11 protein-coding genes are annotated in these 12,489 nt (G+C 48.1%); 3 read left to right on the top strand and 8 right to left on the bottom strand.

Going from position 1 to position 12,489, the window contains the following annotated elements:
• The 6 genes from rplM to WBG78_RS10095 form a co-directional block, all read right to left on the bottom strand.
• Window positions 1-444: a 50S ribosomal protein L13 gene (gene rplM, locus WBG78_RS10070; RefSeq protein ID WP_337326294.1), complete on the bottom strand. Its 444-nt coding sequence runs from the start codon at window positions 442-444 to the stop codon at window positions 1-3.
• A 429-nt stretch (window positions 445-873) separates the two neighbouring features.
• Window positions 874-1,587, bottom strand: a complete 714-nt coding sequence (locus WBG78_RS10075) for an RluA family pseudouridine synthase (RefSeq protein WP_337327150.1) — start codon at window positions 1,585-1,587, stop codon at window positions 874-876.
• A gap of 10 nt (window positions 1,588-1,597) precedes the next feature.
• Window positions 1,598-3,802, bottom strand: a complete 2,205-nt coding sequence (locus WBG78_RS10080) for a S9 family peptidase (protein ID WP_337326295.1) — start codon at window positions 3,800-3,802, stop codon at window positions 1,598-1,600.
• Window positions 3,803-3,813: 11 nt separating this feature from the next.
• A complete protein-coding gene (locus WBG78_RS10085; protein ID WP_337326296.1) occupies window positions 3,814-4,878 on the bottom strand; it encodes a sensor histidine kinase in 1,065 nt (354 codons plus the stop codon).
• Window positions 4,879-5,156: 278 nt separating this feature from the next.
• Entirely contained in the window at window positions 5,157-5,846 is a 690-nt protein-coding gene (locus tag WBG78_RS10090; protein ID WP_337326297.1) for a response regulator transcription factor, read from the bottom strand.
• A 279-nt stretch (window positions 5,847-6,125) separates the two neighbouring features.
• Entirely contained in the window at window positions 6,126-7,163 is a 1,038-nt protein-coding gene (locus WBG78_RS10095; RefSeq protein ID WP_337326298.1) for an aminopeptidase, read from the bottom strand.
• A gap of 388 nt (window positions 7,164-7,551) precedes the next feature.
• Here WBG78_RS10095 and recA point away from each other — a divergent pair, with 388 nt between their 5' ends.
• A complete protein-coding gene (gene recA / locus WBG78_RS10100) occupies window positions 7,552-8,613 on the top strand; it encodes a recombinase RecA (protein ID WP_337326299.1) in 1,062 nt (353 codons plus the stop codon).
• A 158-nt stretch (window positions 8,614-8,771) separates the two neighbouring features.
• Here recA and WBG78_RS10105 read toward each other — a convergent pair whose 3' ends face one another.
• Window positions 8,772-10,034 (bottom strand): ABC transporter permease, encoded by a 1,263-nt coding sequence (locus tag WBG78_RS10105; protein ID WP_337326300.1) that lies wholly within the window; start codon window positions 10,032-10,034, stop codon window positions 8,772-8,774.
• Window positions 10,035-10,232: 198 nt separating this feature from the next.
• On the opposite strand from WBG78_RS10105, the gene queA reads away from it, so the two are divergent.
• The gene (queA, locus tag WBG78_RS10110; RefSeq protein WP_337326301.1) at window positions 10,233-11,279 is read left to right on the top strand and encodes a tRNA preQ1(34) S-adenosylmethionine ribosyltransferase-isomerase QueA; all 1,047 of its coding nucleotides are present in this window, start codon (window positions 10,233-10,235) and stop codon (window positions 11,277-11,279) included.
• A gap of 130 nt (window positions 11,280-11,409) precedes the next feature.
• Window positions 11,410-12,129 carry a 2-C-methyl-D-erythritol 4-phosphate cytidylyltransferase gene (locus tag WBG78_RS10115; protein WP_337326302.1) on the top strand — a complete coding sequence of 240 codons (720 nt, stop codon included), beginning with the start codon at window positions 11,410-11,412 and terminating at the stop codon, window positions 12,127-12,129.
• A gap of 53 nt (window positions 12,130-12,182) precedes the next feature.
• Here the strand turns inward: WBG78_RS10115 and WBG78_RS10120 are convergent, their stop codons facing one another.
• Window positions 12,183-12,404: a DUF2795 domain-containing protein gene (locus WBG78_RS10120; RefSeq protein WP_039751840.1), complete on the bottom strand. Its 222-nt coding sequence runs from the start codon at window positions 12,402-12,404 to the stop codon at window positions 12,183-12,185.
• Window positions 12,405-12,489: the final 85 nt, after the last annotated feature.

Consider the following 12,489-nt stretch of genomic DNA (forward strand, 5'->3'; position numbering starts at 1 on the left):
TCAGAATTTTAATTCTTTAGGTTGTTGCGCTGCATGGGGATGCTCAGTGCCCGCGTATACGTGGAGGCTTCTGAACAATTCGCTGCCGAGACGGTTCTTAGGAAGCATACCGCGAACGGCGTGCTCGATAAGGCGCTCAGGGTGCTTGGCACGGATCATTGTAGGCGTGTGCTCACGCTGTCCACCTGGATAGCCAGAGTGTGTGAAAATAACCCGGCTTGTCCATTTCTTACCGGTCATTTTAACTTTCTCGGCGTTGATAACGATAACATTGTCACCGCAGTCAACATGTGGGCTATAGCTAGGCTTATGCTTGCCGCGAATAATATTCGCAACCTGGCTCGCCACACGACCCAACACCTGAGAATTTGCATCAACTACAACCCAGCCCTTCTCCACGGAAGCCTTGTTGGCGTAAGTTGTTTTATAGCTATTGTGATCCATCTTTTAATTAAGTGTAATTCAATCCAAATGCACTGCCCCTCAAAAAGGGACACAAAGGTAATTTCTCGCTATTTGAAATCCAAGCCCTTCCCCACCCGGAAATTTGCGAGGTCCCAAAAACTGCCAAATCGCTTCAATTTCCTCGATTTTGACACAATTAATTGAAGACATCAAATGAAAATGTCAGGCAAATTAGCGGTTTTCTCTATTTCCAGTGTCGCACACGCGGCTTCAACCTGTCAGTATGCCTCAAATCTGGCAGCGAACTGGCCGACACTGATGGCTGCGCAATCGACCACCGCACCCTTCCGGTGTCGTCGGCATAACGTCGACCTAAAGCCGACCTATCGTCGACCTAACGTCCACCTAAAGCCGACACAACGTGCACTCGAAGTGCACTGCCTCTCTAGTAGAAAGCCTTGGGAAAGTTTATCTGTTCGCTTCCAGTTGCTTTACAAGTGCTGCCATGTCCTTGTGATAGGGCGCCTCAACACTTACCTCGCTCCCGTCCACATCGAGAAACCGCAACGAAAAGGCATGCAGCGCCATCCGCTTCATAAAAGGCTCCTCCTCGGTTCCCTTTTTCAGATTGAAACCCCGTTTTACCTGCGACAGGTAGAAGGGTTTACCGCCATATACATTGTCCCCCATGATGGGCGCACCGGAAATTGACAAATGTATCCGGATCTGGTGCATGCGCCCCGTAACCGGCTTGCACTCCACCAGAGTGTGATTTCTAAAGGATTTTAGAGCGTTGAACCAGGTTTGGGCCGGCTTTCCCTCGCGGTTGCTGATCCTCACGGTGCCATCGTCCTGTTTCAGAATGGGCGCGTCTACCAGGAAGTCCGAAAACTGGTGCAGACCGTCAGTTACCGCGTGATATACTTTCGTGACCTCACGCTTTTCAAACTGGATGCTCAGATTTCGGTATGCCTCGGGATTTCTGGCAATGGCGAGCGCGCCTGAGGTCTCTTTGTCAAGGCGATGGCAAACCTGGGCGTCGGGATAAAACTGACGGGCGAGGCCCAACAGATTGACAGGTTCGTTGCGATCTTCAAGAGTCGCTATGAATGCCGGCTTATTAACGACAACATAATTGTCGTTTTCAAACATCACGATGTCCTCAAATTTTATCTTATGCAGCGACATATTACTAATTAGATACAGCTGTGGCCGGCGGCGGTTCGGGATGCTTCACATAACGCTCAAAGAACTCTATCGTCCTTAGAAGATGGTCCATCATTCGCCCCGGATTTCCACTACGGGTTAGCTCGTGCCCTTCTTTAGGATAGCGAATATATTCCACCGGCTTACCCAAAACCTTGAGGCTCTTATATAGCATTTCGGATTGAATCACGCCTGTGCGGAGGTCCTGGTCGCCATGTATAATCAACAGTGGGGTTTGAATTTTATCCACATAGGTGATTGGCGATTCGGATGCCAGCAACTTCTTCGTTTCAGGGTCCCACGGATAGCCACCAAAATAGTCTGGCACAAGCCGCCATGCATTGCCTTCTCCCATAAAGGTGGTCAGGTCGTAAACGCCGCGCTGAGCATTTGCTGCCTTGAACCGATTGTCGTGACCAATGATCCAGGCCACCATGTAGCCAGCGTAGCTTCCTCCTTCGATGACCAGCTGATCCTTATCAATCCACGATGCCTTAGACTGGGCGTCCTCCAGCGATGCCAGAATATCTCCCGCGGGGCCGTTCCCCCAATCCTTGAAGTTGCCCCTTTTGAATGCGTCCCCATATCCGCCGCTTCCCCGTGGGTTACAAAATACCACTCCATAACCCCAGGCTGCCTCCAGCTGAAACTCGTGCCACATCGAAACCGCAGATGGTCCCCACATCGCCGTAGGCCCTCCATGTATATTAAGGATGGTGGGATATTTCACTCCCTCTTTATGGTTGATTGGTTCCAGGATCCAATACTGGACTTTCGTTCCATCGGGACGTGTTATCCAGTACTCTTTTGGAAGTCCGATCTTCCGGTCAGCGACCCAGCTGTTAAATGATGTTAGCTTCTTCTTTTGCTTATCGCGCAGATTCAAAGAGTAAACTTCAAACGGATTGATGGTCTCCGTTTGAGCGTAGATCACCTGGCCGCTGCCGACGGCGAAATTCATCACGCCGAGATCGCCACCAATAATCTCCACAGCCTTACCCCCTTTGGTGGAAATATTGAGCAGCGGAACATCCCCTTCCGATTCTACCGTGAAGTACAATGACTTTGAATCGGCCGACCATTCAGCTGCCTGAACATCCCGATCTACTTCGTTAGTAAGGATTGTCGCCTCTCCGCCTCCAAATGGAACAACGCCCAGATCGTTCTGACGACCAAAGAAGGTGTCCGTGGTTCCGGCTACAAATGAGATGAGTTTACCATCGGGTGATATTCTCGGATCGCTGATAGGTTTATGGTCAAGCTTAAGTATCTCCTGCAGATGCGCTCCATCGGCATCCATCCGCCATAGCGACCCTGAACGCTCAAGGTCCGGTGCTTTTGAAAACTTTGTCGAGCTGCAAATAATCGCCTTGCCGTCTTTACTCCATTGCGCTCCTGCAAATCGCTGGAATCCAAAAGTGATTTGTTTTGCGTCAGACCCGGGCTGGGCTGCTGCTACAAACAGATGCTCAACCTCTTCTTCGGGATCGAGGTCCTGTTCGCCCTGCAGATCCAATCGGGTCAGCACGCGGGGATTTCTTTCGCTGTTGTTCTTAGCCAACCAGGCGCGGACATCTTCAAGCGACCCATCCGGGGAAGCTTTAATAGACGACTTCTCTGACTCTTTCAGTTGACCCCAAACAGGTTCGTCATGGGCTTTTCGGCCCGGACGCTCATACGCCCAGGGCATTTCCCCTTCGATGGCATTCAGCGGAATGGAAGACGTGAATAACAAAGATTTTCCATCGGGGCTCCATACGGGCTGAGTGGCACCGTACTTTGACTGCGTAACAGAAAATGCTTCGCCTCCGCTCATTGGAAGAATCCAGATCTGCTGCAAATCTCCATCGGCACGAACAAAGGCGATCGAAGATCCATCAGGGCTCCACCGGGGTTGTCCATCACGGCGATCGCCATAAGTAAGCTGCACCGGGGCCTTGTCGCCCTTGATGTCCAACAGATACAAATGCTGTGTATAGCTATACTCGGTCGTCTTCTTTACCGGATCCTCTTTCGATTTCTTTCGCGTCACGACCGCGACTGCCCTGGCACCGTCGGGTGAAATGTTAATCTGATTAACAGAAACGATATGCATCAGGTCGGAAGCCACGATGTAGGGCTTCTTGTCCTGAGCAAAGGTCGGCTGAACACCTATGATAAAGATGATCAGCGGCAGGATGCCAGCTTTCATGCTATAATTTGTCAGTTGGGTTTCGCGGTCTCGCCATCACTGTCGGGCTTGACACGCGGCAATTTAAAACTAAAAATTGACCCTGACCCCGGAGTACTCTGGACCTCTGCCCTGGAATTATGTCCTTCAAGAATGTGCTTAACGATGGCCAGCCCAAGGCCGGTGCCTCCTTTTTCGCGACTCCTGCTCTTGTCAACTCTGTAAAAGCGTTCAAAAATCCGGGAAAGATGTTCAGGTGAAATGCCTTCTCCGGAGTCTATTATGTGAATGTTGATGTTCTTCTTTCCCATTTCAAAATTCACTCTCACTTCACCGCCATCGAATGAATGCTTGATCGCGTTCGACACCAGGTTTGTAAGCACCTGGTTGATGCGCTGCCAGTCGGCCAGCACCCAGGCCTTGCCCGGCTCGCCATCAACACGAAGCTTTACATCCTTCTTGTCGGCCTTCTCCTCCAGCTGTTCAAAAACTTCTTCTGTAAGTTTGTATAAATCGATGCTCTCAAAGTGCATCTTGATTTGTCCTGTTTCAATATGCGATAGTGTGAGCAGATCCTGTACGAGCATGTCCAGGCCATCGAGACTCTTGGCCGCCTTCTTAAGAAATTTAGTGCGTACGTTCTTATCATTGACTGCACCATCGAGCAACGTATGTACAAATCCCTGAGCTGCGAAAATTGGTGTCTTCAATTCGTGAGAGACATCTGCAATAAACTCACGGCGAAACGCTTCAAGTTTTTTAAGCTCATCGATCTCCTTTTGTTTCAGCTCTGCAAATGAGTAGATATCCTCGTTGATTGTCCTCAGAGGATTGAGGGGCACAGATCTTTGTTTATCGATTTTTGACAACTCTCTTTTTCTCAGCTTGTCCATGAGTTTGTGTACTTTATTGATCTCGCGGAAAATGAGAAACTCCAGTACAACGAATACCAGCAGGTAGGCAACAGAGAAGCTCACACCAAAAGCTACAAGCAGTATACTTATATCGACACTCTTAAATAAGGATAGAAATAATGACGTGATCAGTGCAATGCAAACTGCCAGCAAGAGTGCTAAACCCCGTGAGCTATAAACCATGGCCGAAGATAGGTGATATCAAGTTTGCCAGTTTAAGGCAAATTGAAATTAAGTTGAAGGTTGAGAAAGGCCGGAGGCTGGTTTGAAAAAGCTAACGTATATCACGCCACGACTACCCGGACGTCAATGACTTACCCGGACGTGAATATGGCGGAGCTTCAGGATAGAAGCTTGCAGTAGTCGGGTCTTTGAAAAAGAGAAAGAGTTCCCGCATCAAAGCAAAGTATTTTCAGGAACCACACACCTATGGTTCGTCTTGAATGCAGTCTGAATTGAGATCAGTTAAGACTGAATTTATAACCGACTCCTTTTACGGTCGTGATGAAATCATCTCCAATCTTCTCGCGCACCTTCCGAATGTGTACATCAACGGTACGGGCAAGCACATAGACATCGGATCCCCAGATGTTCTGAAGGAGATCTTCACGACTGAAAACCTTGTTTGGATTTTGCGCCAGGAAATAAAGCAACTCAAACTCCTTCTTGGGCAAGTTGATTTCCTTGCCGTTCACCTTGATCGTATAGCTGGTGCGATCGATGGTGAGCTCGCCAATTGTTATGGTACTGGAAGGAGAAGTTTTCTTTGAATCGCGCCGGAATAATGCACTGATCCGGCTCATCAACGCACGTGGCTTGATGGGCTTGTTGATGTAGTCATCGGCACCGACATCAAATGCGGCCACCTCCGAGTATTCTTCAGAACGTGCCGTGAGGAAAACGACAAACGTCTTCTGCAACTCGGGGATGTCGCGGAGGAGGCGACATGTTTCCACGCCATCCATCTTCGGCATCATGATATCCAGCAAGACCAGGTCAGGCACAAACTTTTTGGCAATGTCAACAGCCCTTGATCCATCAAGCGCCGTTTTTACTTCGTATCCACTTTTCTCAAGATTGTATCGCAGAAGTTCCAGGATCGGTTCTTCATCATCGACGACAAGCACTTTGTGCATTGGCTTGCTTCCCATATCGTGCATTTTGCTCAAAATTAGATACAAACGGACCGAAACAAAATCTACAACAGTTTCTTAACAATTCCTTAAGCCACGGTAACAATTCTGTAACATGAAAAGAGCGGTAAAGATTCATGCAACGGTTTGAAAGGAATTAAGAGTTAAGAATTAAGAATTATGAATTGGAAATGCGGCTGCCCGCCGTAACAGGTATACAGGACCTATGGTCCTGCCGGGCAATCAGCCGCCAGGCTGGTGGCCAATTCTTAACTCTTAATTCTTAATTCTTAATTTTTAGAGAAATGGATACCTCTCACTCAAATACCTGATATATTCCCTTAACGAAGCAAACTTCATTCTCTCGTCCCAAAATACACTTTGTTTTTCCTGGTATTGGCGGAAGTTCATAAAGTAGGCGTTGTTGGGAAGCCTGCTTCTGAAACGTTCCGAAGGTTTTGAAGCCAACGCAAGGGATAGTGTATCGAGCTCATCCACGATATGCGAAATGGCTGCCTTTTTTCGCCCCCGTTTTACAGTATCAGAAAGTTCGGGGCCCATCCCCTTGTACAGACTATCGAGATAGCGGGCCCCACGAAGCATGTGATCAACGTATTTAAGATAATCCTTGTCCTCCCCGATGTAGGTCCTGTATTGCAAACTTATTTCGCCGTAGCGATCGGTCAGGAACTTTTCAGTGCCACGGTCGCCAATGAAGGTGGCCAGATTCTCATTGAAATCAATACTGTCCTTTACAAAGATTGTAGCGTGCGACATTTCATGAATGATCAGGTTTGCCAGATCGCCTTCACTTCGATTGAGCATCTTACTCAGGATAGGATCGGTGAACCAACCGAGCGTGGACCATCCTCCCGGATTGCGAATGATAACGTCCCACCCTTCTTTCTCAAGCTGGTCTTTCAACTGAACAGCAAGCTTCTCATTGAAGAATCCTTTATAAGGGACGGTGCCGACAATAGGAAACTCCCACTCTTTGGGTTCGAGTGCAAAAGGTTTGCATGCCATTACCACCCACATGATTTCCTTGCCCTTCTGATCGTACATCGTCTTGTAGTTCTCGGTATCCTTTAAGCCGAGAGAGTCGATGGCATATTTCCTGACCTCGTCGATGAAAAGCAATCGCTTCTTAAGTGAATCTGGAAAATCAGGATCAACCAGAAACTCCTCGACCGGTCGCGCTTTCCATACGATACTGAGCTGGCCGTAGCCCTGTCGCGCTGCATAGGACACCAGGTCCCAATACACGATGGTGAGGACTACAACGGCGGCCAGCAGCACAAGAACAATACGTTTGAATAGCTTACGACCGCGCATGGGAAATGTGAGTTAACAGGAAGCAGACTTCCGTCGTTAGAAGCGAGTATTGGATGCTTTCATTTTTGACCGATAAGGTAGCACGGAAGGTCATTTTGCAGCGCCGGAAGTTGCTATAAGGTTGCAATATAAAACGTTTGACAGTAGTTGTCACACGCAGATTTGAGTAGTCAACTGATTGACGTAAATTTGATTAGAGCAGTGAGGTTGAAGCGTTACGCACGATGGACAAAAGATTGTCATGTTTATCAGATTGCTGTATTTCAAGTGTTGTAGTAATTTCAACCCATGATCGATGCAAAAGTCAACGATCATAGCAGTGAAGAGGAAATATTATTGTTCTGCCTCCTGCCAAACCAATAAGTAACATAAAATATCGAAATACCTTATGAGCGACGCTAAAGAAAAGTTGAAGGCCCTCCAGCTTACTCTCGACAAGTTGGAAAAGACGTACGGAAAGGGTACCGTAATGAAGTTGAGCGATGAGCGAGTAGTGGACGTGCCTGCTATCTCGACGGGATCCCTTGGCCTCGACATAGCCTTGGGTATTGGTGGTATTCCTCGTGGACGTATAACTGAGATCTACGGACCTGAATCATCTGGTAAGACAACGCTCACATTGCATTGCATTGCCGAAGCGCAACGCAAAGGAGGACTGGCTGCATTCATCGATGCGGAACACGCCTTTGATAAGGCCTATGCAGAGAAGCTGGGTATCGACACTGAGAACCTTCTCATCTCGCAACCTGACAACGGTGAGCAGGCTCTCGAGATTGCCGATCATCTGATCCGTTCCGGTGCTATTGACATCATCGTTATTGACTCGGTTGCTGCCCTTGTTCCCAAGAGCGAACTGGAAGGTGAAATGGGCGACAGCAAGATGGGTCTTCATGCCCGTTTGATGTCGCAGGCATTGCGGAAGCTTACTGGTACGATCAGCAAAACCGGATGCTCCTGTATCTTCATCAACCAGTTGCGTGAGAAGATCGGTGTTATGTTCGGTAATCCTGAAACCACAACCGGTGGTAACGCATTGAAGTTTTATGCTTCCGTTCGTCTCGACATACGTCGTATAGGTCAGATCAAGGAATCTGCAGAAGACATCACTGGTAACCGCGTTAAGGTGAAGGTTGTGAAGAACAAAGTAGCGCCTCCGTTCAAAGTGGTTGAATTTGATATCATGTATGGCCGTGGAATTTCCAAGTCAGGTGAGATCGTCGATCTTGGTGTGGAACTGAATACTATCCAGAAATCAGGTTCATGGTTCTCTTACAATGGCAACAAGCTTGGTCAGGGCCGCGATGCCGTTAAGCAATTGATCGAAGACAATCCGGAACTGATGGAAGAGCTGGAGAAGAAGATCAAAGACAAGGTAGCTGGCTCACTTGCTGAAGAGACGACGGGAAAGGAGAAAGAGAAAGAAAAACCTGTGCTCGAAAAGGCGAGATAAAAAAGGTGATAAGCGAAGAAACAAAAAATGCAAGTGTGATGAACGCTTGCATTTTTTGTTTAGGTATCGACCTACGCCGCCCACCATGTAGTCCTGAGTAGTTAGTCCTGAGTAGTTAGTCTTGAGTATTTAGTCTTTAACGTAATGCGATCACGATCTTAGGCGCGAATCGCATTCACAGGGTCCAGCCTGGCAGCCATCGCCGCGGGCACGATACCGGACACGAGGCCAATCACAGAAGAGACTGTAAGACCAAGTACGATGTTCTTGATGGTAAGCGTTACGATGAGACTTCCCATCGGAATGAATGTGATCAGCCAGACCAGGAACAAGCCAGCGAGTCCTCCAATGAGACTGAGGAAGATTGCTTCGAACAGGAATTGAAACAGTATGAAGTAGTTCTTCGCGCCCAATGATTTCTGCAGGCCGATGATAGGCGTTCGTTCCTTCACCGACACAAACATGATATTGGCTATCCCGAATCCTCCGACGAGAATGGAGAATCCGCCTATGATCCATCCGGCAGTTCCAAAGACGTCAAACACGCCGCTGATAACATTGGCAATGGCCTCGGGTCGGTTCAGCACAAAGTTGTCCTTTTCTGCGGGACGTAACCCCCGCCTTACACGCAGAATACCACGTACTTCATTTTCAAGTTCGACAAGTCCCACGTCGGATTCGTGACCCTTGACGCCGATCCTTGAGGTAAGTTCGAAAGGTTTTCCTGTGCCTGTCTGATACAGACGCCTGAAAGATTGATAAGGGATGATCACAACGTAGTCGTTACTGGGTGTTCCAAGGAAGCTCTGTCCTTCTTTCCTGATTACACCAGCAACTACATATTTGAGGTTCTTTACTTTGATCGTCTGGCCTATGGGATCTGCGTCGTTCGGGAACAGGCCTTTGGCAACCTCGAAGCCGATAACGGCTACGTTGCGGCCGGACTCCAATTCCTCAGATGTGAAAAACCTGCCCCGCTCAACGTTGACTTCGAAGATATTGTCATAACCCTGACTGGCACCAACCAGCCCCACCTGGCCGATGCTGTTGCTTTCTCTCCGGATGGTCATGTTGCCCCTTCTGGAGAAGATAGCGATACCGTTTTCGTTGCGCAGGTTTGATTGCAAAAACTTGAACTCGTTGTAAGATGCGTTGGGGCGTTGCCAGAAATCCCACCAGCGGTATTCACCATTGTTGTCGGCCGTAAAAGGCCATTTTTCGATGTAGATCACGCCTGTGCCCAGAAAGTCGAGGCTATCCCTGATGTTCTTTTCGAGAGAATCAACAAGAGTAAGCACGGAAATGATGGCAAAAATGCCAACCGTCACGCCGAGCAGGGAGAGGATTGTCCGCAGCACATTGGATTTGAGCGCCTTCCAGGCAAATCGGAAACTTTCGTATATCTGGCCGAGGGTCTTCATGATCAACCTTAACGCAATGCAATTATTTTAGTTTGTCGGGGCTTTGGCCCCAAAATTACCGTGATAGACTCAAAAAACAGCATTTTGTTACAAGCCTGAAAAACCTCCGATGCTTTGTCGCAAAAGCCAAATATTGCCTTATTTTTGCAACCTCTTAAAAAATTTACCCTTGATTGGGCATCTTTTGCGTAAACCAACATGAAGTTATCAGAATTCAAATTTGAGCTCCCCAACAACCTTATCGCACTTGATCCGGCTGAGAATCGTGACGAATCACGATTGATGGTCGTTCATAAAGACAGTGGTAAGATTGAACATCGGATATTTAAGGACCTGGTTGAATATTTCGGCGAAGGAGATGTTCTCGTGGGTAACGACACAATGGTTTTCCCTGCACGCCTTTACGGACGGAAAGAGAAGACCGGAGCCAAGATTGAAGTATTCCTTCTTCGTGAGCTCAATGCAGAAATGCATCTCTGGGATGTACTGGTAGATCCTGCCCGTAAGATCAGGGTTGGTAACAAGCTGTATTTTGGCAACGGCGACCTGGTAGCTGAAGTCATCGACAATACTACTTCACGTGGTCGCACTATCAGGTTCCTGTTCGATGGAGATTCTGCTGCTTTCGATAAGGTAGTAGAAACACTGGGAGAAACTCCGCTTCCTAAATACATCAAGCGAAAGATTAAGCCCGAAGACAAAGAACGTTTTCAAACGATCTTTGCAAAAAATAAAGGCGCCGTGTCAGCGCCAACTGCAGGTATGCACTTCACACGTCAGTTGCTGAAGCGTTTGCAGATCAAGGGCGTGGATATGGCATATATCACGCTGCACATCGGTCTTGGTACATTCCGGCCGGTTGATGTTGAAGATCTCACCAAGCACAAAATGGACTCCGAGAACTTTATCGTTGGTCCCGAATGTGTTGAGGCCGTCAATAAGGCGCTTGATAACAAACATCGCGTGTGTGCTATCGGCACCACGACAATGAGAGCACTTGAATCTGCGGTCTCAGCAACTAACCGTCTGAAGGCGCGCGAAGGCTGGACAGATAAGTTCATCTTCCCTCCTTACGATTTCAAGATCTGTAATGCGATGATCACCAACTTCCACATGCCTGAGTCTACCCTTCTGATGATGGCTTCGGCATTTGCAGGATATGATCTCGCCATGGAGGCATACAAGACTGCCAAGAAGGAAAAATACAAGTTCCTGACGTATGGCGATGCCATGCTGATCATATAGTAGTTAGTCCTGAGTAGTTAGTCTTGAGTAGTTAGGCCTGAGTGGTTCTCAGTATTTGGGCTTGGTCAGGGCTGAATATTTTAGGTCTTATTGGCGGGCTTAAGGTTAATCAGATGACTGGTTCAGATTCATGCATTCGAAAGAAGTAGCCATCATCGTTGCCGGCGGAAAAGGGCTTCGCCTTCCCGGAGACATACCCAAACAGTTTATTGAAATTTGTGGACTCCCTGTCCTCATGCACACTGTTATTGCCTTCCGCAGCTACAGTGCGTCGCTGGAAATTATACTGGTGCTGCCTGCGGGCGACATCCCTCTTTGGAATGAACTATGCCTGAAACACTCCTTCACCGAGAAGATCACGGTTGTGAGCGGAGGTTCGTCGAGGTTCCATTCGGTAAGCAACGGTTTAAATCAAACATCAGGGCCGGGATTGGTTGCCGTGCATGATGGGGTGCGCCCGTTGGTCACGGCTGATATCATTGCTTCATCATTTTCCATTGCAAAAAAGTGTAGGTCGGCCGTTGCCTCGGTGCTGTTGAAAGAGTCAATCCGGGAAGTTGAAAGCCCCCTGTCAGCAAAAGAACCAGCTACTCTCCAGGAGATGCGCTCGGTGTCTCTGGACCGAACGAAATTCAGACTGATGCAGACGCCTCAGACTTTCGATATCGCGCTGCTTAAGGGCGCCTATGATAAGGCTCTGGGTGATTCTTTCACAGACGATGCGAGTGTTGTTGAAAGCACGGGGGATACGATCACTTTGTTTGATGGCAGCTATGAAAATATCAAGATTACGACTCCTGAAGATCTGATCGTGGCCGAAGCGATCATGCGGTCACGAAAGCAGAAATGACCAAAATGAAGAAGGCCGTCCCTCAAGACAGCCTTCTGAATGATCGTTTCGATTTAATATTCGTCTTCGTTGAAGAAGAAGTCCTCTTTGGTTGGATAGTCGGGCCAGATCTCCTCAATGCTCTCGTACGGTTGTCCGTCGTCCTCGAGTTCCTGAAGGTTCTCTACAACTTCCAGGGGAGCACCAGATCGGATAGAGTAATCAATGAGTTCATCTTTTGTGGCCGGCCAAGGCGCGTCTTCCAGATACGAGGCGAGTTCAAGTGTCCAGTACATATTTTTACCCTCCTAATTTTCCGCAAAAATAAAATTTTGCGGATCAAAACAAATTTTATTTTTCCGGTGCAAAGAGCACTCCAAA

The sequence above is a fragment of the Chryseolinea sp. T2 genome (assembly GCF_037203685.1).
In the GTDB taxonomy this organism is placed as follows: Bacteria; Bacteroidota; Bacteroidia; order Cytophagales; family Cyclobacteriaceae; genus Chryseolinea.